We start from the raw sequence: 24,322 nt of genomic DNA, 5'->3' as shown, positions 1-24,322 counted from the left end.
CGCGACGCCTCGAATTGATATTTTCACGCAAAAACGATCTCTGCTTTTGCCCGAAATCACGCTAAAACGACGCCCAGCCACACAGGACGACGCGTTGACCCAACATCCGGACATTCGATTCGCTGCCTCCATTGCTGCGCGTAGCGCGCGCGTGGCGGGCGTGCTTCTCGTCACCGCCGTGATGGTGACCGCAGCATCGTTCGCGCAGACCGTGCCCGTGCCGAAGCCGGCGCCGAAGGGTCGTGACGCTACTCCGCCGTCGGGAGGACCGTCGATCACCGGCGCAACGCAGGCGCCGCCGAATCCGGTGATTCCGGATCCGCGCCGCAACGTGCCGAGCAGCATCTTCCAGACCTTCGACGACAAGCAGAAGGCGCAGGCCGCGAAAGTCAGCGCCTATCTTTCCTCGCTGTCGACGCTGGTCGGGAATTTCGTGCAGGTCGGTCCCGACGGCAGCAAGACGCAAGGCGATTTCTACATCCAGAAGCCGGGAAAGGTCCGCTTCGAGTATGATCCGCCGAGCCCGATCGACATCGTCGCGGACGGATCGTCGGTCGTGGTGCGCGACCGCAAGCTCGCAACGCAAGACGTCTACCCGCTGTCGCAGACGCCGCTGCGCTACCTGCTGTCCGACCGCATCGACCTGATGAAGGACACCAACGTCGTCAACGTCACCGCGGACGATCTCTTCATCAGCGTCACCATCGAGGAGAAGCAGGCGCTGGTCGGCACCAGCCGCCTGCTGCTGATGATCGGCGCCAAGGACGGCCAGCTGAAGCAATGGACCGTCACCGACCCGCAAGGCTACGACACCACGATCGCGGTCTATAATCTCGACGCGGGCAAGAAGCTCGATCCGAGCATGTTCAAGATCGATTTCACCAATTACGGCCCGTCGCCCGGATAGGTGCCGTAGGGTGGGTTAGCGCAGCGTAACCCACCATGCCTCCGCAATCGCCGACCGAGAGATGGCGGGTTACGCCTTCGGCTAACCCACCCTACGAATTACGGCTGGCACGAAGCCCGAAAAGACGGTGGGCACGGCGCTTTGCGCCTTTGCCCGCCCCACGAGAGCTTGCTAAGACGCAAGTCCCATGCGTCTTTCCCTGACAACCTGGAACATCAATTCGGTGCGCCTGCGCATCGATCTGGTCGCGAAATTCCTCAAGAGCGCGCGGCCGGATGTGCTGTGTCTCCAGGAGACCAAATGCATCGACGACGCTTTTCCGCTGAAGCGCTTCAAGCGGCTCGGCTATGAGCATGTCGCGCTGAACGGGCAGAAGGGCTATCACGGTGTCGCCATCGTCTCGAAGATTCCGTTCGAGTCCACGGACGTCCGCACCTTCTGCGACAAGGTGGATTCGCGCCACATCTCGGTGTCGTTCGGCGAGAAGGCGAACATCGCAAAGCCGCTGGTGCTGCATAATTTCTACGTGCCCGCCGGCGGCGACATTCCCGATCCCGCGCTGAACGAAAAATTCGATCACAAGCTGCGCTTCCTCGACGAGATGACGGCTTGCGAGCCGCTGCATCCGCGCGGCGAAGATCGCCACATCCTGGTCGGCGATCTCAACGTCGCGCCGCACGAGAACGACGTCTGGTCGCACAAGCAGCTTCTCAAAGTCGTCTCGCACACGCCGATCGAAACCGAGAAGCTGAAGGCGGCGCTGGCGGCGGGCGAGTGGGTCGACGTCGCGCGCGAACGCATTCCGATGTCGGAAAAGGTCTATACGTGGTGGAGCTATCGCTCCGCCGACTGGACTGTCGGCGACCGCGGCCGCAGGCTCGACCACATCTGGGTCTCGCGCGCGCTGAAGGATGCGGTGAGCGATTTCAGGATTTTGCGCGACGCCCGCAGCTGGGAGCGGCCGTCAGACCATGTGCCGGTGACGGTGACGCTGGAGGTTTGAATTCTCAGGAAGTCCGTAGCCCGGACGGAGCGCAGCGAAATCCGGGATTCGTGCCTTCGGAAAGACTGTCCCGGATTGCGCTTCGCTCCATCCGGGCCACGAGATCGAGAAACAGTTACGTGCTGAGCTTCGCGCCTGCCATCAGAATATCGCTGGCGATCTGGCTCGAGCGCACCGCGAATTCGTCGCGGAGACGAACCGCGGCGGCGGGATCGCTCTCGAGCACGCGCTGAAACAGGCTGCGCGCGACGCGGATGACGGTGGAATGCTCCAGCGCGATCGCGCCTGATGGCCGCTTCATCGGCACCACCAGCGCGAGCTCGCCGATCAGCGTGCCGGGACCGGCGATCATCTCGGCGCCGGCGCCGTCGTCGACGCGGAAGGCGCCGCGCTGAACCACAAAGCCGGCGTCGGCGTCGTCACCAAGATTGAACAGGACATCGCCGCGGACGAAATCACGCTGCTCGGAGCCGATCGCCAGCATGCGCAACGAGGCGTCTCCCAACAGGCGCAGTGTCGGGACACGCTCGAGCAGCGCTACGTCGTCGTCGATTGACATTCAGATCCGAGGCTCAAGGGCACGCGATCTCAAACGATTCGCGCTGCCCCAAAGCGTATCACGGCACCAGCTTGTAGCCACCGGCTTCCGTCACCAGGATTTCCGGATTGGCGGCGTCCTTCTCGATCTTCTGGCGCAGGCGGTAGATGTGGGTTTCCAGCGTGTGGGTGGTGACGCCGGAATTGTAGCCCCAGACCTCCTGGAGCAGGGTCTCGCGCGACACCGGCATCTGGCCGGCGCGGTAGAGGAAGCGCAGGATCGCCGTCTCTTTCTCCGTCAGCCGCACCTTGCGGGCGTTGGCCGCGGTCAGCATCTTGGAGCCGGGACGGAAGGAGTAGGGGCCGACCGAGAACACCGCGTCCTCACTGGCCTCGTGCTGTCGCAGTTGAGCGCGGATGCGGGCAAGCAGCACGGCAAAGCGGAAAGGCTTTGCGACATAGTCGTTGGCGCCGGATTCCAGGCCCAAAATCGTGTCGGAATCGGTGTCATGCCCGGTCAGCATGATGATCGGCGCCTTGAAGCCGCCCTTGCGCAAGGAGCGGACCACCTCGCGGCCGTCGGTGTCGGGGAGGCCGACATCCATCAGGACGAGATCGGGAGCGTTGGCCTTTGCGGCGCTGGCACCCTTGGCGCCGGTATCGACCGCGGAGGCTTCGAATTCTTCGTGTAGCGATAATTGCTCCACCAACGTGTCGCGCAGATCGGTATCGTCATCCACGATCAGGATCTTGCGGGCATTGGCCATAGGGGGTCATCCTTTTGGGGTCCGGCTCGGCGCGCATGCATGCCGCACCCAGCCGTGATGGGAAGTTTTGAGGTCGCCGTTTTTATTGTTGTTCGTGTTGAAGTAGTGGGCTGTTACCGATTCACAAGCCGGAACCACTCTAACCTAAAATGGCGGGGCATTTCGATGAATGTCCTGTAATGAACAGGACACCATGCCTTCACATGAAAAACAACGCCAATTCAAATAGTTACAACCTAAATCGGGGCGCCGGACCACTCGCCGCGATCCGCGTCAAGCCTGCCGCCGGCAATGCACGGCGGGGCTGGCTGACCGCCGGGCCGCTGACTTTTCCGGTGGCGCTGGGCCGCGGCGGCATTCTGGCCAACAAGCGCGAGGGCGATGGCGGCACCCCCAGGGGCAGCTTTCATCCCAGGCAGTTGTGGTGGCGGGGCGACCGCCATAGCCGGCCGCAAACGTTCCTGCCGGTGCGGGCCATCACCAGCGCGGATGCCTGGTGCGAGGATCCGGCCGACCGTCATTACAATCGGTGGATCCGGCGCGGTGAGGGCGAGGGCGGCGACCGGCTCAAGCGCGCCGATCACCTCTATGATTTCATCGTCGAGATCGATCACAACACCAGGCCGCGCATCGCCGGCCGCGGCAGCGCGGTGTTCCTGCACCTGGCCCGCGACAATTTCGGCCCGACCGCGGGCTGCGTTTCCATGACGAAATCCGCGATGCTGCAATTGCTGCGCCGCTTGGGACCAAGAACAAGAATCATCATCGGGTGAGGACACATGCTCGACAGGGATCAGATCGCAGCCGCATCGCAAATCCTCGTCCAACATTGGCACGAGGGCAGCAAGCTTGATGCGCTGGAGACGCGGCTGCGGCCGCAGACCCGTGCAGAAGGCTATGCCATCCAGGCTGCGCTCGAGGCACGCGGCAAATTATTCGGCTGGAAGATCGCGGCGACAAGCGAGGCCGGCCAGAGGCACATCAATGTCGCGGGTCCCATGGCCGGACGCATTCTGAGCGACACCGTCATCGCCGATGGCGGCACCGCGTCGATGACGGGTAACGAGATGCGTGTCGGCGAGCCGGAATTCTGCTTCCGCATGGGGCGTGATCTTTCGCCGCGGTCTGTGCCTTTTGGCGTCGACGAGGTGCTTGCCGCCGTCGACACGCTGCATCCCGCGATCGAGATCCCCGATTCGCGCTTCGCCACTTTCGCCAACGCCGGCGAGGCCCAGCTCATCGCCGACAATGCCTGCGCGCATCTGTTCGTGCTGGGTGCGGCGACTGACGCGAATTGGCGCGCGATGAATCTCGTCGAGGAGCGGCCCGAGATCATGCTGCGCGGCCAGCGTTACATCGGCCACGGCAAGAACGTGCTGGGCGATCCCCGCGTGGCGCTGACCTGGCTCGCGAACGAACTGCGCGGGCTCGGCATCACCTTGCGAGCAGGGGAGGTGGTGACGACCGGCACATGCCATCCGCCGCTGCCGATCCAGGCCGGCGATCATTTTGCGGCGGATTTTGGCGTGTTGGGGAAGGTGTCGGTGAGATTCGGATAGCGATCTCACCCACCGTTGTCGTCCCGGCGAAGGCCGGGACCCATAACCACAGGCAGAGGTTGGGTGAAGATTCGCAGTTGCTGAACTTTCATCGGTACTGACACCGCCCGTCACCGAGACATCACGCGGTATGGGTCCCGGCCTTCGCCGGGACGACAATGATCACCGGTGCCCGAAGATCGCGCTGCCCACGCGGACATGCGTGGCGCCGAGCATGATGGCGGTCGCATAATCCGCGCTCATGCCCATCGACAGATTCGTGAGTCCGTTGCGCGCGGCAATCTTGGCGGTCAGCGCGAAATGTGCGGCCGGCGGCTCGTCCACCGGCGGGATGCACATGAGACCGGAGATCGTCAGCCCATAGGTGTCGCGACAGCTCGCGAGGAAGGCGTCGGCGTCAGCGGGCGCGACGCCGGCCTTCTGCGGCTCCTCGCCGGTGTTGATCTGGACGAACAGAAGCGGGTGCTTTTTCTGGGATTCGATTTCTTTGGCTAACGCCTGGCAAATGCTCGGACGGTCAACCGAATGGATCGCGTCGAACAGCGCGACCGCCTCTTTCGCCTTGTTGGATTGCAGCGGACCGATCAGATGCAGCGCGATGCCGGGGTAAGCCGACATTAACTCCGGCCACTTGCCTTTGGCCTCCTGGACGCGATTTTCCCCGAATACGCGCTGTCCGGCGCCGATGACCGGGATAATTGTATCGGCCGCGAAGGTCTTGGACACCGCAATCAGCGTCACCGACGCGCGTTCGCGTCGTGCATCGGCGCAGGCGCGCGCGATCTCGGCTTCGACCGCGGCGAGCGCGTTTGGTGAATGGCCGGTTACCGGCGCGGAATTGCTGTCTGTCATGACGTCGACTGGTTGCGATCGTAACGGAGGTAGTTCCAATTTTACCGAGTTCAAGAAAGGGTTTTTGAACCCTTCGCTTTACCTTGGCCCATGGGGTGGGTAGCGAAGATGGCAAACGTCAGTTTCAACCGCAAACGCGCAAAACTCAAGCAGGTCCTCGGGATCCGGGCCCGGCTTGCTTTGCTCGCGGTGATTCTGGTCGCACCCTTGATGCTCGAGCGCATCCGTTCGCTCGAAGACACCCGCACCAAGCAGATTGCGCAGGCCACGACCGAGTTCACCACGGTGGCACGGCACAGCGCCGACGCCCAGCGCGAGGTAATCTCATCCGTCGAGACCATCCTGAAATCCGAGGCCTTCATCCGCGCCTCCGCCGGCGGCGTCAGCAAGAGCTGCGACGTGCTGCGTGCGAGCCTGCCGACGAGCCTGCCCTGGATCCGCACGCTGCTGATCGCAGGCGCGGACGGCCGCATCCAGTGCGCCACCAACAACATGTATGTCGGTCTCGACCTCTCCGACCGGCCCTATTTCCAGCAGGCGCAGGAGACCGGCCGCTTCGTGCTGTCCGACTTCATCCTGTCGCGGCCGGTGCAGACGCCGACCGTCATGGCGGTGTATCCGGTCTCCGCATTCAGCGGCGTCGCCGACGCCGTCGTGCTGGCGACCGTCAATCTCGACTGGATGTCGAAGGTCATGAACAATCTCGGCGGCCGCGCCGGTATCACCGCGGTGCTGGTCGACAGCGCCGGCACCGTGCTGGCCGCACCCGCCGACCAGCACAGCGCGGTCGGACGTCCGCTCGACAACATGCCGCTGATGTCGGCGATCGCCGACATGGCGCTGCGTTCGGACCAGGACGAAGGCTCGCTGTCGTTCCTCGCCGCCGACGGCTCGCGCCGCGCGGTCAGCTTCACCCGCATCGCCGGCACCAACGCCCGCCTGATCGCCAGCATCGACGAGGACAAGGTGTCCGCGGCGGTCAGCCGCGACATCCGCACCGCCTATCTCCAGCTCGCCTTCGTCGTCATGTTCGTGCTGCTCGGCGCGCTCATCGCCGCCGAGAAGCTCGTGATCAAGCCGATCGAGATGCTCGCCGACATGGCCAAGCGTCTGGGCGAGGGCGATCTGTCGGCCCGCGCGGCGCGCAACCGGCTGCCGTCCGAATTCGTGCCGCTGGCGCGCGCCTTCAACGCAATGGCCGCCCAGCTCAGCCAGCGCGAGCGCGAGCTGATCGCGAGCAACGACCGGCTGACGGTGATGGCCTCGATCGACATGCTGTCGGGGCTCGCCAACCGCCGCGGCTTCCAGAGCCGCCTCGACTTCGAATGGATGCGCGCGCAGCAATATGGCAGCGAGCTCGCGCTCCTGATGATCGACGTCGACCATTTCAAGCTGTTCAACGACACCTACGGCCATCTCGAAGGCGATTCCTGCCTGACCCGGCTCGGCGAGTCGCTGTCCGGCATCGCCGCCGACACCATGGGCTTCGCGGCGCGTTACGGCGGCGAGGAGTTCTGCCTGCTGCTGCCGAACACCGACGTGGTGCGCGCCGTCGAGATCGGCGAACAGGTGCGCGCGGCCGTGCTCAAACTCTGCCTGCCGCACATCACGTCCTCGCACATGGTGGTCACCGTCTCGATCGGCGTTGCGGCGACGCGCCCCAACGAAACCCTGCGCCCGGGCGACCTGATCGAGGCCGCCGACGCCGCGCTCTACGCCGCAAAGCACCGCGGCCGCAACAATGTCGTCGAGCACGGCATTTTGCGGATCGAGGGCAGCACCGCCGAGATCGCGATGGCGGGCTAACCCGCAGCCTCGGCGCGATCGAGCTCGTTCTCCGTCACCACGCGATTGCGGCCGCCGCCCTTGGCGAGATAGAGCGCGCGATCGCAGCGCTCGATGAGGTCGGTGACCGTCTCGCCCACCCGATATCGCGCCACGCCGATCGATACCGTGATGCCGGGCAACACCTCGCCGGTCGAACGGCGCGTGATCTTTGCTTCCGCGATCGCGCGCCTGATGCGCTCGGCAATCTCGGTACAGGCCGCGAGATCGGTATCCGGCAGCACCGCGATCAGCTCCTCGCCGCCATAGCGGGCCGACAGATCCTGCTCGCGAACTTTTTCGCGCAGCACCTTGGCCATCAGGCGCAGCACCTGATCGCCGACGCCGTGGCCGAAATTGTCGTTGAAGGTCTTGAAGTGGTCGATGTCGAGCAGGAGCACGCTGAGCGGCTCGCCCCATTCCGCCGTCGTCTGCGCCTTGCGCAGGAATTCGTCGAGCGCGCGCCGGTTCGCCAGGCCCGTCAGCGTGTCGGTCCGGGCGCGCTGCTCGGACTTGGAGAGGGAATCGCGGATCACGTCAAGCTCGCGGGTCTTTTCGGCAAAGCCCGCTTCCAGCCGGGTCGCCCTGCTGGCCGCGCGCGCCAGCTCGTTCATGAGCTGGGCGACCAGCGCCTTCGGATCGACGCCGGCCTGGCCCTGGCCGGCGACATCGCTGATGGCCTGGATCTGGGAATGGTTGTCGGCAATCGCCGTCGCCAGAAAGTCCTTCGCCGTGCCCATCAGCTCATGCAGCCGCTCCGACGTGTCGACGACGACGGCACTCACCTGGGGGGCGACATAGGTCTCGAACAGATCCTGATTGATTCGGGCGTCGAAGGGACGGTTGTGGTCGATCAGGAGATCGATGGCGTTGCGCAAATCGTCATGGCTGCCGGCAAAATATTGGAACCAAACCGCAAAATTGGTCGGCGTCGGCGGAATCCGCTGCTCGGCCATGGCCCGCATCGCCCGATCGGCGATGGAGGCGGCATAGTCGTGGTCGAGATCGTCGAGGCTCGTATCCATCGCAGTCATTTGGGGGTTTTATCCGACTCCAACCTCGCATCGAGGCCTTAATCGCGTCCCAACGGCCGGCTCGGTATTTGTGCGGGGTGCGGCCGGCCGACCCGCGTCCTTTGACATCCCTTTGGGCAACCCATTGACCCCTTGAGGACTTCTATGGCCTAGTCCGGCCACTTTCGACGGCCTAAATTCACGAAACCGAACGATTCCATGACCTCCGAACGCTATAACGCCCGCGACGCCGAACCGCGCTGGCAACGCCAGTGGGACGAACAGGCGATCTTCGTCTCCAGGAACGACGATTCGCGGCCGAAATATTATGTGCTGGAGATGTTCCCCTACCCGTCCGGGCGCATCCATATCGGTCATGTCCGCAATTACACGCTCGGCGACGTGCTGGCCCGCTTCATGCGCGCCAAGGGCTACAACGTGCTGCACCCGATGGGCTGGGATGCCTTCGGCCTGCCGGCCGAGAACGCCGCGATCGAGCGCAAGGTCGCGCCGAAGGCCTGGACCTACGACAACATCGCCGCGATGAAGAAGCAGCTCCGCTCGATCGGGCTGTCGCTGGACTGGTCGCGCGAATTCGCGACCTGCGATCCCAGCTATTACAAGCATCAGCAGAAGATGTTTTTGGACATGCTCGCCGCGGGCCTGGCCGAGCGCGAGAAGCGCAAGCTGAACTGGGATCCGGTCGACATGACCGTGCTCGCCAACGAGCAGGTGATCGACGGCCGCGGCTGGCGCTCGGGCGCCGTCGTCGAGCAACGGGACATGAGCCAGTGGGTCTTCAAGATCACGAAGTACGCGCAGGAGCTGTTGTCGGCGCTGGATGGGCTCGACCGCTGGCCCGACAAGGTGCGGCTGATGCAGCGCAACTGGATCGGTCGCTCGGAGGGCCTCTTGATCCGCTTCGCGCTCGATCCGGCGACCACGCCCGAAGGCGAGAGCGAGCTGAAGATCTTCACGACGCGCCCCGACACGCTGTTCGGCGCGAAATTCATGGCGATCTCGGCGGATCATCCGCTGGCGCAGGCCGCCGCCGCGAAGAATCCGAAGCTCGCCGCGTTCATCGCCGACATCAAGAAGATCGGCACCGCGCAGGAGATCATCGACACCGCGGAGAAGCAGGGTTTTGACACCGGCATCCGCGCGGTCCACCCGTTCGATCCCAGCTGGACGCTGCCGGTCTATGTCGCCAATTTCGTGCTGATCGAATACGGCACGGGTGCGATCTTCGGCTGCCCCGCGCACGACCAGCGCGACCTCGACTTCGTCAACAAATACGGCCTCGGCAACACCCCCGTCGTTTGTCCCGAGGGCCAGGATCCAAAATCGTTCGTCATCACCGACACCGCCTATGACGGTGACGGCCGCATGATCAATTCACGCTTCCTCGACGGCATGACCATCGAGCAGGCGAAGGAAGAGGTGGCGAAACGTCTCGAGAGCGAGCTGCGCGGCAATGCGCCGGTCGGCGAGCGGCAGGTCAATTTCCGCCTTCGCGACTGGGGCATTTCACGGCAGCGCTATTGGGGCTGCCCGATCCCTGTGATCCATTGTCCGAAATGCGATGTGGTGCCGGTGCCGGATGCCGACCTGCCGGTCGTGCTGCCGGAAGATGTGAGCTTCGACAGACCGGGCAATGCACTCGACCATCATCCGACCTGGAAGCACGTCACCTGCCCGCAATGCGGCGGCAAGGCGCAACGTGAAACCGACACCATGGACACCTTCGTGGATTCGTCCTGGTACTTTGCGCGCTTCACCGATCCCTGGAACGAGAACGCGCCGACGACGCCTGCGGTCGCCAACCGGATGCTGCCGGTCGACCAATATATCGGCGGCGTCGAGCACGCGATCCTGCATCTGCTCTACAGCCGCTTCTTCACCCGCGCGATGAAGGCGACCGGGCACATCGCGCTGGACGAGCCGTTCGCCGGCATGTTCACGCAGGGCATGGTGGTGCACGAGACCTACCAGAAGGCCGACGGCAGCTTCGTGCAGCCGGCCGAGGTCAAGATCGAGATCGGCGGCAATGGCCGGCGCGCCACGCTGCTTGGGACCGGCGAGGACATCCAGATCGGTCCGATCGAGAAGATGTCGAAGTCGAAGAAGAACACGGTCGACCCCGACGACATCATCGCGACCTACGGCGCCGACGTCGCGCGCTGGTTCATGCTGTCGGACTCCCCGCCCGACCGCGACGTGATCTGGAGCGACGAGCGCGTCCAGGGCGCCTCCCGCTTCGTGCAGCGGCTGTGGCGGCTGGTGACCGACGCCGTGGAGCTCGCCAAGGGAGCCCCATCTGCGCGTCCGGCTTCGTTCGGCGCGGACGCGACCGCCTTGCGCAAGGCCGCCCATGCTGCGCTGGACAAGGTCACTACCGGCATCGAGCGGCTGCACTTCAACGTCTGCCTCGCCCATATCCGCGAATTCGCCAACGCGTTTTCGGAGGTGCTCCAGCGTCCGGGCCAGCCTGCCCCTGCTTTGGCCTGGGCGATCCGGGAGGCCAGCCAGATCCTGGTCCAGCTGTTCTCCCCGATGATGCCGCATCTGGCCGAGGAGTGCTGGCAAGTCTTGTTCGAGAATGGGCTGGGCCAGGCCGGGCTGGTTTCGGAGGCCGATTGGCCGCAAATCGAACGCGATTTGCTGGTTGAAGACAGCATGACCCTGGTGGTCCAGGTCAATGGCAAGAAGCGGGGTGAGGTCACGGTTGCAACAGCGGCCCAGAATCCGGAAATCGAGGCTGCCGTTCTGGCCCTCGATGCGGTAAAACTGGCCCTGGACGGCAAGCCCGTCCGCAAAGTGATCATCGTCCCCAAGAGGATCGTGAATGTTGTCGGCTAGGATCCGTATCGCAGCCCGCTTGCTGGCGGTGGCCGCTCTGGCGGCGCTGACGGCCGGCTGCTTCCAGCCGATGTATGCCGAGCATACCGACGGCACCCCGGGCTTGCGTGAGAAGCTGATGGGCATCGAGCTCCCGCCGATCAACAAGGCCAACGCCTCGCGTGAAGCCCGCGTCGGCGTCGAAGTGCGCAACGCGCTCGCCTTCAAGCTTTACGGCTCGGCCACGGGCATGCCGCCGACCCACCGGCTGGAGATCCGCTTCACCACGAGCAAGTCGTCCCTGATCGTCGATCCCAACACCGGCCTGCCGAACAGCGAGAACTACGGCATCGACTGCCAGTACAACCTGACCGAGGTTGTAACCGGCAAATCGGTGATGACCGGCACCACGTTCTCGCGTGTGTCCTACGACATGCCCGGCTCTTACCAGCGCTTCGCCCGCAACCGCGCGGTGCGCGACGCCGAGGATCGCGCCGCCAACGAGATCGCGGAGAACATCAACACCCGCCTCGCCGCGTTCTTCACCGCAGGCACTTAAGTTTGGTCGCGCTGCGCGGAAAGGAAATCGACGCCTTCCTCGCCCGCCCCGATGCGGGCCGCCCGATCATCCTGCTCTACGGCCCCGATGCCGGCCTCGTCCGCGAGCGTGCCGACGCGTTGATCGCCTCCGCGGTCGATGATCCCAACGATCCCTTCTCGCTCGTGAAGCTCGACGGCGACGAGCTCTCGGCCGAGCCGTCGCGGCTGGTCGATGAAGCCATGACCGTGCCGCTGTTCGGCGGTCGCCGCGCCATCCGCATCCGCGCCGGCTCGCGCAGCTTCGCCAGCGGCGTCGACACGCTGGCCGAGATGGGCGTGAAAGATTGCCGCATCGTGATCGAGGCCGGCGAGCTCCGTCCGGAATCGCCGCTGCGCAAGGCCTGCGAGCGCGCCAAGGCGGCGGTCGCGATCGGCTGCTATCCCGACACCGAACGCGATCTTGCGAAGCTGATGGAGGATGAGCTCCGCATCGCCAATTTGCGGATCGCGCAGGATGCCCGCGCCGCATTGATGTCGTTCCTCGGCGGCGACCGCCAGGCCTCGCGCAACGAGCTGCGCAAGCTGACGCTCTATGCGCATGGCAAGGGCGAGGTCACGCTGGATGATGTGATGGCTGTGGTGGCGGATGCGTCCGAGCTGAAACTCGATCCGATCGTCGATGGCGCCTTCGCAGGCCGGCCTGACATCGTCGAGACCGAATTCGCCAAGGCCATGATCGCCGGCACCTATCCCGGCGTGATCATCTCGGCCGCGCAGCGTCAGGCCGCATGGCTGCACAAATCCGCGCTTGCGATTGCCGACGGTACGCCAGCCTCCGCCGTGCTCGACGGTGGTTTCCCGCGGCTGCATTTTTCACGAAAGCCGGCGGTCGAAACCGCGCTGCGTAATTTCAGCGTCACGCGGCTCGCAGGCATCATCGAGCAGCTCGCGACCGCCGCCCTCGACACCCGCAAGCAAGCGACGCTTGCCGCGGCAATCGCCCAGCGCACGCTGATGGCGATCGCCGCGAACGCGAAGCGGCGGGGTTGAGTTCCCCCGCTCTCTCCCCGTCATTGCGAGGAGCCCTTGCGACGAAGCAATCCAGAATCCCTCCGCGGAGAGACTCTGGATTGCTTCGCTACGCTCGCAATGACGGGTGGATAGACTATTGAGCCCGACAATATCTTCGACGTCGTCCCGGCGACGGCCGGGACCCATAACCACGGGGAGAAGTTTGGCTACGACTCGTGGTCGGTGCTGCTGCCTTCAGCAATCGATGGATCACGCGGTATGGGTCCCGGCCTTCGCCGGGACGACACCGATGATCAAAGCCCGCCCTTGGCGAGCCGCTTCATCACTTCGTCGAGCTGATCGAGGTTGCGGTAGTTGATCTGCACGGAGCCGCCGGGATCGCGGTGGTTCACCGTGACCTTGAGGCCGAGCGCGTCGGTGACGCGCTTCTCGAGATCGATCGTGTCGGGGTCCTTCTCCTTGCCCCCGGCGCGTGCCTTTTGCGGCTTGCGCTCCGGCACGCCCTCTTCATGCGCGAGCGCCTCGGCCTGGCGGACGTTGAGGCCCTCTTCGACGATACGCCTGGCCGCGGCGAGCGGATCGGGCACGCCGATCAGCGCGCGGGCGTGACCGGCGGTCAGCTGTCCCTGCGCGATGAGGGCCTGCACCTCGGCCGGCAGTCTTGTGAGCCGCATCATGTTGGCGATGTGGCTGCGGCTCTTGCCGACGACCTTTGCGATGTCGTCCTGGCTGCGTTTGAATTCGTTGGCGAGCGCGTGATAGCCCTGCGCCTCTTCCATCGGGTTGAGGTCTTCGCGCTGCACGTTCTCGACGATGGCGAATTCCAGCGCATCGCTGTCGCTGATGTCGACCGGTACGATCGGCACTTCATGCAGGCCGGCCATTTGCGAGGCGCGCCAGCGCCGCTCGCCGGCGATGATCTCGTAGCGATCCTGCGCGCCCTTCACGGGGCGCACCACGATGGGCTGGATCACGCCGTGCTGCTTGATCGACTCGGAGAGCTCCTTGAGCTCGGTGTCGGAAAAGGTGCGGCGCGGATTGCGCGGATTGGGCTTGATGAATTCGATCGGCACCTTGCGCTGTGCGCGCGGACGATCGACATGCGCGGCTTCACCGCCGACGTCACCGATCAGACTCGCAAGACCCCGGCCCAGTCGCGAACGCGCTTCGTCGGCCATTGTCGCCAGCTCCCTTGGGTTCACGCTGCAGTACTCCAGAACTGAATTTTCGAAACTTGTAGGATGGGTAGAGCGAAGCGAAACCCATCGCTGTTCGCGCGTGCGATGATGGGTTTCGCTGCGCTCTACCCATCCTACGGATCACCGTCGCTTCAATGCGTGACGCGCAGCTCGCGCTCGCGTTGGATCACTTCGGTGGCGAGCCGCAAGTATGCTTCGCTGCCGACGCATTTGAGATCATAGACCAGGACCGGCTTGCCGTAGGACGGCGCTTCCGAGATGCGCACGTTGCGCGGGATCATGGTCTTGTAGACCTTCTCGCCCATGAACTGGCGAACGTCGGCGACGACCTGGTTCGAGAGGTTGTTGCGCGAGTCGAACATGGTCAGCACGATGCCGTGGATAGACAGGTTCGGATTGAGCGTCGAGCGCACCTGCTCCACCGTCTGGAGCAATTGCGACAGACCTTCGAGTGCGAAGAACTCGCATTGCAGCGGCACCAGGATCGCATCGGATGCTGCCATCGCGTTCACCGTGAGCAAATTGAGCGAGGGCGGGCAGTCGATCAGCACGTAGGTGTAATCGGCTTCCGGCGAGACGTTGTTGTTGAGCGCGGAGATCGCGTCGCGCAGCTTGAAGGCGCGGCCGGGCGTGGTACCGAGCTCGAGCTCGAGGCCGGAGAGATCCATGGTCGAGGACGCGATGTGCAGCCGCGGCACGGCGGTCGCGACCACCGCCTCGCGCAGGCTGGCCTCGCCGATCAGCACGTCGTAGGTCGAGCAGGAGCGGTTGCGGCGATCGATGCCGAGGCCGGTCGAAGCGTTGCCCTGCGGATCGAGATCGACGATCAGGACGCGCTCGCCAATCGCGGCGAGCGCCGTGCCGAGATTGATCGCCGTGGTTGTTTTTCCAACGCCGCCCTTCTGATTCGCCAGCGCCAGGATGCGCGGATGACCCTGCGGCACCGTTGCGGTCTGCTCTTGCTGCGTCTCGTCAATCAAGCCCATCGCAAATTCCCCACTCAACCCCTGAACGCCTCAGCCGCGCCGGTCGGCGCCAACGAGTTCTACGATCCAGCCGTCACCCGTGCGGCTTTGGTGAAGCTTTGGCCGAATATTCCAATATTTAGCGGCTTCGGTCAATTCAGCCTCTACATCTTGACCCTTGAGAAATAACGCCTTTGCGCCCTGACGCATCAGCGGCTCCGCAAAGCCGATGAGTTGATGTAGCGGAGCCAGCGCGCGCGCGGTGACGCAATCGACGGGGCCGGTGATTCTATCCACATTATCCCCGATCTCAGCGAGATGTACGACTCCCGGTGATGTGGTGACGCGGATCGCTTCGCGCAAAAACGCGGCTTTCTTGGCGATCCGCTCGACGAGATGGACGCTCGTGCCCGGCGTCCCGGCCATGGCACAGGCGAGGACGATTCCGGGAAAGCCGCCGCCGCTGCCGAGATCGGCCCAGCGCTTTGCGGTCGGCGCAAGATCCACGAGCTGAAGCGAGTCGGCGATGTGCCGGGTCCAGAGCTGCGGCAGGGTCGAGGGCGCGACCAGATTGGTCTTGGCCTGCCACTCCCTCAACAACGCGATGTAGCGATCGAGCCGGGCTTCCGTTTCATGTGAAACGGGGGCGAGCTTGAGAGCTGCGATCTTGTCGGCGGCGATGACAGCGTCGAGCGATTGATCGTTGGCGCTGGCCTTAGCGATCTTCGGCTTGGCGATCTTCGGCTGGGACTGGGCCGGTCCGCGCTGTTTCACGTGAAACGCCTATGCAATTGCCTTCGAGGTCTTCCGTGCCTCGCGACGAAGATAGGCGGCGAGGATGCCGAGCGCCGCCGGCGTCATGCCGTCGATCCGACCGGCTTGGCCAACGGTAAACGGCCGCGCCTTCTCCAGCTTGGCGCGGACCTCGTTGGAAAGACCGGGGACCTGCCGGTAGTCGACCTCAGACAGCACCATCCCCTCGTCGCGCCGGAAGGCTTCGACATCAGCGCTCTGGCGCTCGAGATAGACATCGTACTTGGCGTCGATCTCGAGATGGGTCGCGATGACGGGATCGATGGTGGACAGCTCCGGCCAGATCGCGCGGACCTGGTCCCAGCCGATCTCCGGATAGGCCATCAGCTCGAAAGCGGAGCGGCGCTGACCATCCCGGTTCAGGGACAGCCCGTGCTTGATCGCCTCGTTCGGGGTGATGGTCAGCGACTTCGACAGCGTCCGGGCCGCATTCAAAGCGTCCATCTTGGCGCGATGATGCTGCGTCCGGGCACTGCCGACGCAGCCCAGCGCCATCCCCTTCTCGGTCAGGCGCTGGTCGGCATTGTCCGCCCGCAAGGTCAGCCGGTACTCGGCGCGCGAGGTGAACATCCGATAGGGCTCGCTGATGCCACGGGTGACAAGGTCGTCGATCATCACGCCGAGATAGCCGTCTGCGCGGTCGAACACGGTCGGCGCCGCGCCACTCGCGGACAAGGCCGCGTTCAAGCCGGCCACAATGCCCTGCCCCGCGGCTTCCTCGTATCCGGTGGTGCCGTTGATTTGCCCGGCGAGGAACAGACCGCGCAGACGCTTGGTCTGAAGGGTCGGATCGAGCTCGCGGGGATCGATGTGGTCGTATTCGATGGCATAGCCCGGCCGGACCATCTTCACCCGCTCCAGGCCCGGAATGCTGGCGAGGATCGCGAGCTGGACCTCTTCCGGCAGCGAGGTGGAGATGCCGTTGGGATAGACGGTGGTATCGTCGAGCCCTTCCGGCTCCAGGAAGATCTGGTGGCCGTCGCGATCGCCGAAGCGGACGATCTTGTCCTCGATCGAAGGACAATAGCGGGGCCCCGAGCTTTTGATCTGGCCGGAGTACATCGGGGAGCGATGCACATTGGCCCGGATCACCTCGTGGGTCGCGGACGTGGTCCGGGTGATCCCGCACTGGATCTGCGGGGTCGTGATCCGCTCGGTCATCACCGAGAACGGCTCCGGGGGCTCGTCTCCGGGCTGCATCTCGACTGCAGACCAGTCGATCGTCGTGCCATTCAGGCGGGGTGGCGTGCCGGTCTTGAGTCGCCCGAGGGTGAAGCCGGCACGCTCGAAGGAGTTCGAGAGACCCATCGCAGGGGCCTCGCCGACGCGCCCGGCCGGCCAGTTCTTCTCGCCGAGGTGGATCAGACCGCGCAGGAAGGTGCCGGTGGTGACGACGACAGCCCCTGCCCGAAACATCCGGCCGTCCGCCAGGCGCAGCCCGGTCACTCGTCCCTCGACCACGATCAGCTCGTCGGCTTCGCCTTCGATGACGGAAAGACCCGAGGTTTCCTGGATCGCCGCCTGCATGGCCGCGGCGTAAAGCTTCCGGTCCGCCTGGGCACGGGGACCCCGCACGGCAGGACCCTTGCGGCGATTGAGAACACGAAACTGGATGCCGCCAGCGTCGGCCACGCGGCCCATCAGACCATCGAGGGCATCGACCTCGCGGACCAGATGGCCCTTGCCGAGACCGCCGATGGCGGGATTGCAGGACATCGCGCCGACGGTCGAGAAGCGGTGCGTCACCAGGGCAGTGGTCGCGCCCATCCGGGCTGAGGCAGCCGCAGCCTCACAGCCGGCGTGGCCGCCGCCAATGACGATGACGTCGAAACTCTCTCGCTCTGGTCGCATGGGCGGACTTCTAGCTCAGAGGCGGGAAAGCCGGAAGTGGAAACTGGGGAGGCGGGTGTTTCACGTGAAACAGGGCGGCCGGAGGAGCTAGATCGTTTCTCGAAAACAACCCCATGCACAGTAGAAGTCGCGTTGTTGTTTCACGTGAAACAAAGCTGGGCTGCGGACAGGGGTAATTCAATGAGGGGACAGCAGTGGCCGCGCCCCACTCAGTCATTGCGAGCGCAGCGGAGCAATCCAGACTTCCGCGGTGGCAACCTGGATTGCCTCGCCGCAAGAGCTCCTCGCAATGCCGCGGGCGGCGCGGGGATCGGAACCCAACCACCGTTTCACGTGAAACACCAAGCAATGGAACAAACGCTAGTTCTACATTGAAGAACTAGCGCTACTTTCCGATGCAGAATTTCTGGAAGATGGCCCCAAGGACGTCCTCGACGTCCACCCGGCCCAGCAGTCGGCCCAAGGCATAGGCCGCGGCGCGCAGCTCTTCGGCGGCCAGCTCCTCACCTTCTTCTACAAGCTCCAGGCTCCGGTGCAAGCTGTCCGAGGCGCGATAAAGCAATTCACGCTGGCGCGCCCGAGTCACCAACGCGCCCTCGCTCTCACCGAAGAAGGTCGCAGCGAACCCAACCAGCAAGTTGACGAGTTCGGGCACACCAAAGCCACGACTCGCAGAAATCCCAATCTGGCCCTCGGCCAGATCTGTTCCTTCGCCTGCAACTAGATCGATCTTGTTGCGGACGTGCAGCACGGTCAGCCCGCGGAAATCAATCTCGCCCGACGGACGCTTCCTGGTTGGAATGGGACTGGCTTTCGATCGATCCGCCGGATGGTCGCCGTCCTCTAGCCACAACACCAGGTCGGCGTCCTCGGCTCGCGCCCGCGCCCGACGCACCCCCTCCTGCTCGACCGGATCCTCGGTCTCACGAATGCCGGCGGTGTCGATCACCGTGACCGGATAGCCATCGAGATCGAGCTGGACCTCGATCACGTCGCGTGTGGTGCCGGCATGCGGCGAGACGATCGCGACCTCGCGGCGGGCGAGCTGATTCATCAGCGTCGATTTGCCGACGTTCGGCGGGCCGGCAATGGCGACCACCATGCCGTCACGCAGCCGTTCAGCATGTCCCTGTGCTGCAAGCACTTCTGTGATTTCGTCGTGCAGCGCCCTGATCGCCTTCACGGCCGGCGCCATCAATTCCGCGGGCACGTCGCCTTCGTCCGAGAAATCGATGCCGGCTTCGATCAGCGCCGAAGCCTCGATGATGCGCTCGCGCCAGTCGCGCGCGCGGTTGCCGAGCAGGCCCTGCAACTGCCGCAGTGCCTGGCGGCGCTGACGGTCGGTGTCGGCGTGGATCAGATCATCGAGGCCCTCGGCCTCGGTGAGATCGAGCTTGCCGTTCTCGAAGGCGCGCCGCGTGAACTCGCCGGCCTCGGCCGCGCGCGTATTCTGAATTTTCGAAATAGCGGCGATGAGCGCCGCCAGGACCGCCCGGCCGCCATGAACGTGAAATTCGGCGACGTCCTCGCCCGTCGCGCTCGCCGGTCCCGGAAACCAGAGCACGACCGAATCGTCGATCGGCTGGCCCGCCGCATCTCGGAGCAGCCGGCGGTTCGCCTGCCGCGGCGCCGGCAGCTGGCCTGTCAGCGCCGTCAGCACCGCGCCAGCCTGTGAGCCTGAAACCCGCACCACGGCGATCGCGCTCGGCGGACGGCCGGACGACAAAGCGAAGATGGTCTGGTCTCGCGGATGCATGGCCTATTTGTCCGGCTGCCGGCGAAAAGGCAAACACCCGTTTTGGTCAGTGTGCGGCAGCCTGCTTTGCTGCACCATTCCCGCAGCAATCAGGCATATTGCAGCGCAATATAGTCAGGGCGTTTGCTGCAGAAACCCCTGCTCCGGAACCCGGAAGGAACTCCGAAAGTCAATCAAATTCAATAAATATCAACAACTTAGAAGCGATCGGGAATCCGGCGCCAAATCGCCTCTCATGCTGCACCTGTCCCGCAGCAAGGCCGCACAACAAAAAGGGCGCCCGAAGGCGCCCTCTGAGGCTTTGTTGCACCGCACACTAGGTATTCATCGAGTCGAAGAACTCGGAATTGCTCTTGGTCGAGCGCAGCTTGTCGAGCAGGAAGTCGATCGCATCCATGGTGCCCATCGGGTTCAGGATGCGGCGGAGCACGTACATCTTCTTGAGCACCTGCGGATCGGTGATGAGCTCCTCCTTGCGGGTGCCGGAGCGCGAGATGTCGATCGCCGGGAAGGTGCGCTTGTCCGAGACCTTGCGGTCGAGGATCAGTTCCGAGTTACCGGTGCCCTTGAACTCTTCGAAGATGACTTCGTCCATGCGGCTGCCGGTATCGACCAGCGCGGTCGCGATGATGGTCAGCGAGCCGCCTTCCTCGATGTTACGGGCGGCGCCGAAGAAACGCTTCGGGCGCTGGAGCGCGTTGGCGTCGACACCGCCGGTCAAGACCTTGCCGGATGACGGCACCACGGTGTTGTAGGCGCGCCCCAGGCGCGTGATCGAATCGAGCAGGATCACGACGTCGCGGCCATGCTCGACCAGGCGCTTGGCTTTTTCGATCACCATCTCGGCGACCTGGACGTGACGCACGGCCGGCTCGTCGAAGGTCGAGGACACCACCTCGCCCTTCACCGAGCGCTGCATGTCCGTGACTTCTTCCGGACGCTCGTCGATCAAGAGCACGATCAGATAGCAGTCGGGATGATTGGCCGTGATCGAGTGCGCGATGTTCTGCATCAGCACGGTTTTACCGGTGCGCGGCGGCGCCACGATCAGCGCGCGCTGGCCCTTGCCGATCGGGGCTACGATGTCGATCACGCGTGCAGACAGGTCTTTCCGCGTCGGGTCGTCGATTTCCATGCGGAAACGCTGATTCGGAAACAGCGGCGTGAGGTTGTCGAAATTGACCTTGTGCTTGGCCTTTTCCGGGTCCTCGAAATTGAGCGTGTTGACTTTCAGCAGCGCGAAATAGCGTTCGCCCTCTTTCGGGCTGCGGATGTGGCCTTCGATGGTGTCGCCGGTGCGCAGGCCGAAGCGGCGGATCTGCGACGGCGAAACGTAGATATCGTCCGGGCCCGGCAGATAATTCGCATCCGGCGAGCGGAGGAAGCCGAAGCCGTCGGAGAGCACCTCGACGACGCCCTCGCCGACGATGTCAGTTTCCGCGATCGCAAGCTGCTTGAGGATGGCAAATAGCAGCTCCTGCTTGCGCATGGTGCTGGCATTCTCGACCCCGTTCTCTTCCGCGAACGAGACGAGCTCGGCCGGCGTCTTCGACTTGAGGTCCTGGAGTTTAATTTCCCGCATTGGGGTGGTCCTGTGGGGTAACCTGGGGAGGGGTGCGAGGAGGCTCTGAAATGCGGACGTGAGAAGGTAAGGTCCGCAGGTCTGGCAAGGTGAGCGCCGGTGGAGGCTTCAAACCTGATGCGGTGTCCGGCCTTCAAAAAGCTCGGACACAACCACATCCGCCTGCGTTGGGTGGGATATCGCTAATATAGAAAATCGCTTCCCACTCCGCAAGACGAAGCGCTGAGCGATCGCTCACGATTGTTGCCTAGAATCTTGCCTAGAACGGCTTTACGATCACCATGATCACGATGAGGATCATCAGCAACGTCGGCACCTCGTTGATAATCCGATAGAATTTCTGGGTGCGGGGGCGCTTGTCGGCAGCGAAGTCCTTCACCCAGCGCGAAAAAAAGCCGTGGACCGCGGACAGCGCCAGCACCAGTGCCAGTTTTACGTGCAGCCAGCCGAAACTGAACCAATGCCCGGACCAGGCGAGAAAAAGTCCGGCAATCCAGGTCGCTCCCATCGCCGGATTGATGATCGCCTTGAGCAGCCGGCGCTCCATGATCTTGAACGTCTCGGACTGCTTCGAGCCGATCTCGGCTTCGCAGTGATAGACGAACAACCGCGGCAGATAGAGCATGCCGGCCATCCAGGAGATGACGGCGATCACGTGAAGCGCCTTGATCCAGAGGTAGAGGTCTTCCGACATGTCCGGCACCCGAATGAGCACCCAGCCTTCCGGCGACCTTAGGCCAGCGGGCTGGGGATAGTAAGAACCCGTTAAGGTCTTACTCTGCACACATATCCGTCCGTACTGCCTTCCTCAAATCTAGAATCTTAGATTCTTAAAGGTTTGAGTCTGAGTGACCGTGGATTGGACTCACGCAATGAAGTGCGCCAGTTCGTGCGCCCTTGTTCACATCCCTCAACATCTCCTGCGTGGTTCCTGCCTGCCTGGATAAACCATCCGGGCTCAAAGGCTTGCGCGTTTTCATCCGCAGCTTATCAAAGGGCTTGTCGGCGCAATCCCGTTTCCGTCTCGCATGCGTGCCGGACTTGTTCTGAGGGGCAGCGGTGTGAAGAAAATTGGCACTTATCCCGCCCCTGGTGTCGCGCATCCCTTTCCGAGGGGTTAAGCTCCACAGAAATCCACAAACTGCCCCGCCCTCATACAAAGAGTTTTTGTGCCGACCTCGAGCAATTATTTTCATCTGCACCTCGTCTCCGACTCCACCGGCGAGACCCTGATTACGGTCGCGCGCGCCGTCGCGGCGCAATACGCCAACGTGACGCCGGTCGAGCATGTCTATCCGCTGGTGCGCAGCCAGAAGCAGCTCGACCGCGTGCTCGATGAGATCGAGGAAGCGCCGGGGATCGTGCTGTTCACGCTCTTGGAGAAGGATCTGGTTTCCCGGCTCGAGGACAAGTGCAAGGAGATCAATGTTCCGAGCCTGTCGATCATCGGCCCGGTGATGCAGCTGTTCGAAGCCTATCTTGGAGCAGCGACCACCGGTCGCGTCGGCGCGCAGCACGTGCTCAATGCGGAATATTTCAAGCGCATCGATGCGCTGAACTACACGATGATCCATGACGACGGTCAGCATGTCGAGGGCCTCGAGGAAGCCGACGTCGTTCTGGTCGGTGTGTCCCGCACCTCCAAGACGCCGACCTCGATTTATCTGGCCAACCGCGGCATCCGCACCGCCAACGTGCCGCTGGTGCCGGGCATTCCGGTGCCGGCGCAATTGGAGACACTGACCCGGCCGCTGGTCGTAAGCCTGCACGCGACGCCGGAACGCCTGATCCAGATCCGTCAGAACCGGCTGCTCTCAATGGGCGCCGAGTCCGGCAGCGAGAATTATACCGACAGGCAGTCGGTCACCGAGGAGGTTGCGTTTGCGCGCAAGCTGAGTGCCAAGCATGATTGGCCGCTGCTTGACGTGACGCGGCGCTCGATCGAGGAAACAGCGGCGGCTATCATGAAGCTGTATAGTGATCGCCAGCGAAGCCGGCCTTCGGAATAAGTTTTGGCGATGTCTCTCTGGCGCGGCAAATCTCGTTTGATTTTGGCGTCGCAAAGCGGCGCGCGAAAAATGTTGCTGGCCAATGCCGGGCTGGAATTCAAGGCGATTGCGGCCGACATCGACGAGCGCGGCATTCAGGCCGATTCAAAGCTGTCGAACCCGCGCGAAGTCGCGCTGCTGCTGGCCCGTGAAAAGGCCAGGGCGGTCTCGGCTGGCCATCCCGGCAGCTACGCGATCGGCGCCGACCAGACGCTGGCACTCGGCGATCGTCTCTTCAACAAGCCCGCTGGCCGGTCGCAAGCGATGGCGCAGTTGCGCGATCTCGCGGGCAACGGCCACGAGCTGAATTCCGCCATCGCCGTAGCACGAGACGGCAAGATTGTTTTCGAGGACGTCGCGATAGCCCGCATGACGATGCGGCAAATGTCCGAGGCCGAGCTTTCAGCCTATCTCGACGCCGCTGGCGATGCCGTCACCACCAGCGTCGGGGCCTATCAGCTCGAAGGGCTTGGCATCCATCTGTTCGAGCGCATCGAGGGCGACCATTTCACCATTCTCGGCCTGCCACTGCTGCCGTTGCTTGCGTTCCTGCGGCGCGAACAGCTAATTGCGGTCTAGACAATCAATACGGCTGGACGCTGATGCGGATTTTGGGACTGACCGGCTCGATCGGGATGGGGAAATCGACCACCGCAAAGCTGTTCGCGGAGGCCGGTGTGCCCGTCTACGACGCCGATGCTGCCGTGCATCAGCTCTATGAGGGTGAGGCAGCGCCGGCGATCGAGGCGGCCTTCCCCGGCACCACCGTGAACGGCAAGGTCGACCGGCCCAAACTATCCGCGCGCGTGGTGCACGATCCCGCGGCGATCAAGCAGCTCGAGCAGATCGTCCATCCGATGCTCGGTGCGTCCCGGCAAAAGTTCTTTGCGGAAGCTGAAGCTGCCGCGGCGCCGGTCGTGGTTCTCGACATCCCGCTGCTGTTCGAAACCGGCGGCGAGAAGCGGGTCGACGCCGTGGTCGTGGTCTCCACCTCGCCTGAACTCCAGCGCGAGCGGGTGCTGGCGCGCGGCACCATGGACGACGCAAAACTCGACGCCATCATCGCCAAGCAGACCCCCGATACCGAGAAGCGCAAGCGGGCCGATTTCGTGGTGGATACGTCACACGGACTTGAGCCGGTGCGCGCGCAAATCGCGCACATTCTGGCCGAGGTCGTTAAGATGCCGCAGCGGCGCGCCTGATTCGCCGCCTCACACGGCTAGATCTCTCGGAATC

22 protein-coding genes are annotated in these 24,322 nt (G+C 63.8%); 11 read left to right on the top strand and 11 right to left on the bottom strand.

The annotated features are described in order from the left end of the window. Positions 1-151 precede the first annotated feature (151 nt). Positions 152-907 (top strand): outer membrane lipoprotein carrier protein LolA, encoded by a 756-nt coding sequence (locus IC761_RS01100; RefSeq protein WP_195804512.1) that lies wholly within the window; start codon positions 152-154, stop codon positions 905-907. Positions 908-1,094: 187 nt separating this feature from the next. Then, on the top strand, positions 1,095-1,910 hold the full coding sequence (xth, locus tag IC761_RS01095) for an exodeoxyribonuclease III (RefSeq protein WP_195801485.1): 816 nt from the start codon (positions 1,095-1,097) through the stop codon (positions 1,908-1,910). 115 nt (positions 1,911-2,025) lie between these two features. On the opposite strand, the gene IC761_RS01090 is transcribed toward xth, so the two are convergent. Next, a complete protein-coding gene (locus IC761_RS01090; RefSeq protein ID WP_195801484.1) occupies positions 2,026-2,469 on the bottom strand; it encodes a cyclic nucleotide-binding domain-containing protein in 444 nt (147 codons plus the stop codon). Between the two features lie 58 nt (positions 2,470-2,527). Continuing rightward, complete coding sequence (locus IC761_RS01085) at positions 2,528-3,214, bottom strand: response regulator transcription factor (protein ID WP_007598630.1); 687 nt, start codon at positions 3,212-3,214, stop codon at positions 2,528-2,530. A gap of 203 nt (positions 3,215-3,417) precedes the next feature. On the opposite strand from IC761_RS01085, the gene IC761_RS01080 reads away from it, so the two are divergent. Then, on the top strand, positions 3,418-3,987 hold the full coding sequence (locus IC761_RS01080) for a L,D-transpeptidase family protein (RefSeq protein WP_195804511.1): 570 nt from the start codon (positions 3,418-3,420) through the stop codon (positions 3,985-3,987). Between the two features lie 6 nt (positions 3,988-3,993). Then, positions 3,994-4,773, top strand: coding sequence for a 2-keto-4-pentenoate hydratase (locus tag IC761_RS01075; protein ID WP_195801483.1), 780 nt, complete (start codon positions 3,994-3,996; stop codon positions 4,771-4,773). Positions 4,774-4,935: 162 nt separating this feature from the next. Here the strand turns inward: IC761_RS01075 and IC761_RS01070 are convergent, their stop codons facing one another. Next, the gene (locus IC761_RS01070; protein WP_195801482.1) at positions 4,936-5,625 is read right to left on the bottom strand and encodes a YggS family pyridoxal phosphate-dependent enzyme; all 690 of its coding nucleotides are present in this window, start codon (positions 5,623-5,625) and stop codon (positions 4,936-4,938) included. Positions 5,626-5,733: 108 nt separating this feature from the next. Between IC761_RS01070 and IC761_RS01065 the strand changes: the two genes are divergently transcribed. Beyond that, entirely contained in the window at positions 5,734-7,431 is a 1,698-nt protein-coding gene (locus IC761_RS01065; RefSeq protein WP_195801481.1) for a diguanylate cyclase domain-containing protein, read from the top strand. Here IC761_RS01065 and IC761_RS01060 read toward each other — a convergent pair. Further along, positions 7,428-8,474 carry a GGDEF domain-containing protein gene (locus IC761_RS01060; protein WP_195804510.1) on the bottom strand — a complete coding sequence of 349 codons (1,047 nt, stop codon included), beginning with the start codon at positions 8,472-8,474 and terminating at the stop codon, positions 7,428-7,430. The two genes, IC761_RS01065 and IC761_RS01060, sit on opposite strands and share 4 nt — an antisense overlap. A 207-nt stretch (positions 8,475-8,681) precedes the next feature. Between IC761_RS01060 and leuS the strand changes: the two genes are divergently transcribed. Genes leuS through holA form a run of 3 tightly spaced genes read left to right on the top strand, consistent with a single transcriptional unit; the run spans position 8,682 to position 12,890 of the window. Beyond that, positions 8,682-11,321: a leucine--tRNA ligase gene (gene leuS / locus IC761_RS01055; RefSeq protein WP_195801480.1), complete on the top strand. Its 2,640-nt coding sequence runs from the start codon at positions 8,682-8,684 to the stop codon at positions 11,319-11,321. Continuing rightward, positions 11,308-11,859, top strand: coding sequence for an LPS assembly lipoprotein LptE (lptE, locus tag IC761_RS01050; RefSeq protein ID WP_195801479.1), 552 nt, complete (start codon positions 11,308-11,310; stop codon positions 11,857-11,859). Before leuS ends, lptE begins: the two co-directional genes overlap by 14 nt. A 2-nt stretch (positions 11,860-11,861) precedes the next feature. Further along, the gene (gene holA / locus IC761_RS01045) at positions 11,862-12,890 is read left to right on the top strand and encodes a DNA polymerase III subunit delta (RefSeq protein ID WP_195801478.1); all 1,029 of its coding nucleotides are present in this window, start codon (positions 11,862-11,864) and stop codon (positions 12,888-12,890) included. Positions 12,891-13,165: 275 nt separating this feature from the next. Here the strand turns inward: holA and IC761_RS01040 are convergent, their stop codons facing one another. The 7 genes from IC761_RS01040 to hemJ all read right to left on the bottom strand — a co-directional run bounded on the left by IC761_RS01040 (position 13,166) and on the right by hemJ (position 21,732). Continuing rightward, on the bottom strand, positions 13,166-14,050 hold the full coding sequence (locus tag IC761_RS01040) for a ParB/RepB/Spo0J family partition protein (protein ID WP_195801477.1): 885 nt from the start codon (positions 14,048-14,050) through the stop codon (positions 13,166-13,168). Positions 14,051-14,202: 152 nt separating this feature from the next. Next, a complete protein-coding gene (locus tag IC761_RS01035; RefSeq protein WP_195801476.1) occupies positions 14,203-15,057 on the bottom strand; it encodes a ParA family protein in 855 nt (284 codons plus the stop codon). A 30-nt stretch (positions 15,058-15,087) separates the two neighbouring features. Further along, on the bottom strand, positions 15,088-15,759 hold the full coding sequence (rsmG, locus tag IC761_RS01030; protein ID WP_195804509.1) for a 16S rRNA (guanine(527)-N(7))-methyltransferase RsmG: 672 nt from the start codon (positions 15,757-15,759) through the stop codon (positions 15,088-15,090). 60 nt (positions 15,760-15,819) lie between these two features. Continuing rightward, the gene (gene mnmG / locus IC761_RS01025; protein ID WP_195801475.1) at positions 15,820-17,700 is read right to left on the bottom strand and encodes a tRNA uridine-5-carboxymethylaminomethyl(34) synthesis enzyme MnmG; all 1,881 of its coding nucleotides are present in this window, start codon (positions 17,698-17,700) and stop codon (positions 15,820-15,822) included. Positions 17,701-18,085: 385 nt separating this feature from the next. Continuing rightward, positions 18,086-19,456, bottom strand: a complete 1,371-nt coding sequence (gene mnmE / locus IC761_RS01020) for a tRNA uridine-5-carboxymethylaminomethyl(34) synthesis GTPase MnmE (RefSeq protein WP_195801474.1) — start codon at positions 19,454-19,456, stop codon at positions 18,086-18,088. A 316-nt stretch (positions 19,457-19,772) separates the two neighbouring features. Beyond that, a complete protein-coding gene (rho, locus tag IC761_RS01015) occupies positions 19,773-21,038 on the bottom strand; it encodes a transcription termination factor Rho (RefSeq protein ID WP_195801473.1) in 1,266 nt (421 codons plus the stop codon). 259 nt (positions 21,039-21,297) lie between these two features. Continuing rightward, the gene (gene hemJ / locus IC761_RS01010) at positions 21,298-21,732 is read right to left on the bottom strand and encodes a protoporphyrinogen oxidase HemJ (protein WP_195804508.1); all 435 of its coding nucleotides are present in this window, start codon (positions 21,730-21,732) and stop codon (positions 21,298-21,300) included. 475 nt (positions 21,733-22,207) lie between these two features. Here hemJ and IC761_RS01005 point away from each other — a divergent pair, with 475 nt between their 5' ends. From IC761_RS01005 to coaE, 3 genes are read left to right on the top strand one after another with little or no spacing between them, the layout of a single operon-like run. Next, positions 22,208-23,047 carry a pyruvate, water dikinase regulatory protein gene (locus tag IC761_RS01005; RefSeq protein ID WP_195801472.1) on the top strand — a complete coding sequence of 280 codons (840 nt, stop codon included), beginning with the start codon at positions 22,208-22,210 and terminating at the stop codon, positions 23,045-23,047. A gap of 9 nt (positions 23,048-23,056) precedes the next feature. Then, complete coding sequence (locus IC761_RS01000; protein WP_195801471.1) at positions 23,057-23,665, top strand: Maf family protein; 609 nt, start codon at positions 23,057-23,059, stop codon at positions 23,663-23,665. A gap of 23 nt (positions 23,666-23,688) precedes the next feature. Further along, complete coding sequence (gene coaE, locus IC761_RS00995; protein ID WP_195801470.1) at positions 23,689-24,288, top strand: dephospho-CoA kinase; 600 nt, start codon at positions 23,689-23,691, stop codon at positions 24,286-24,288. Positions 24,289-24,322 lie beyond the last annotated feature (34 nt).

Origin of the sequence: Bradyrhizobium commune (assembly GCF_015624505.1) — a bacterium.
Lineage (GTDB): Bacteria > Pseudomonadota > Alphaproteobacteria > Rhizobiales > Xanthobacteraceae > Bradyrhizobium > Bradyrhizobium commune.
Note: the sequence above shows the minus strand (reverse complement) of the source record. Positions and strands in the feature narration are given on the sequence as shown.

Coding starts and splice junctions, on each gene's coding strand:
- xth (WP_195801485.1), top strand. CDS start 1,095: ATGCGTCTTTCCCTGACAACCTGGAACATCAATTCGGTGCGCCTGCGC.
- IC761_RS01090 (WP_195801484.1), bottom strand. CDS start 2,469: ATGTCAATCGACGACGACGTAGCGCTGCTCGAGCGTGTCCCGACACTG.
- IC761_RS01085 (WP_007598630.1), bottom strand. CDS start 3,214: ATGGCCAATGCCCGCAAGATCCTGATCGTGGATGACGATACCGATCTG.
- IC761_RS01080 (WP_195804511.1), top strand. CDS start 3,418: ATGAAAAACAACGCCAATTCAAATAGTTACAACCTAAATCGGGGCGCC.
- IC761_RS01075 (WP_195801483.1), top strand. CDS start 3,994: ATGCTCGACAGGGATCAGATCGCAGCCGCATCGCAAATCCTCGTCCAA.
- IC761_RS01070 (WP_195801482.1), bottom strand. CDS start 5,625: ATGACAGACAGCAATTCCGCGCCGGTAACCGGCCATTCACCAAACGCG.
- IC761_RS01065 (WP_195801481.1), top strand. CDS start 5,734: ATGGCAAACGTCAGTTTCAACCGCAAACGCGCAAAACTCAAGCAGGTC.
- IC761_RS01060 (WP_195804510.1), bottom strand. CDS start 8,474: ATGGATACGAGCCTCGACGATCTCGACCACGACTATGCCGCCTCCATC.
- leuS (WP_195801480.1), top strand. CDS start 8,682: ATGACCTCCGAACGCTATAACGCCCGCGACGCCGAACCGCGCTGGCAA.
- lptE (WP_195801479.1), top strand. CDS start 11,308: ATGTTGTCGGCTAGGATCCGTATCGCAGCCCGCTTGCTGGCGGTGGCC.
- IC761_RS01040 (WP_195801477.1), bottom strand. CDS start 14,050: ATGGCCGACGAAGCGCGTTCGCGACTGGGCCGGGGTCTTGCGAGTCTG.
- IC761_RS01035 (WP_195801476.1), bottom strand. CDS start 15,057: ATGGGCTTGATTGACGAGACGCAGCAAGAGCAGACCGCAACGGTGCCG.
- mnmG (WP_195801475.1), bottom strand. CDS start 17,700: ATGCGACCAGAGCGAGAGAGTTTCGACGTCATCGTCATTGGCGGCGGC.
- mnmE (WP_195801474.1), bottom strand. CDS start 19,456: ATGCATCCGCGAGACCAGACCATCTTCGCTTTGTCGTCCGGCCGTCCG.
- rho (WP_195801473.1), bottom strand. CDS start 21,038: ATGCGGGAAATTAAACTCCAGGACCTCAAGTCGAAGACGCCGGCCGAG.
- hemJ (WP_195804508.1), bottom strand. CDS start 21,732: ATGTCGGAAGACCTCTACCTCTGGATCAAGGCGCTTCACGTGATCGCC.
- IC761_RS01000 (WP_195801471.1), top strand. CDS start 23,057: ATGTCTCTCTGGCGCGGCAAATCTCGTTTGATTTTGGCGTCGCAAAGC.
- coaE (WP_195801470.1), top strand. CDS start 23,689: ATGCGGATTTTGGGACTGACCGGCTCGATCGGGATGGGGAAATCGACC.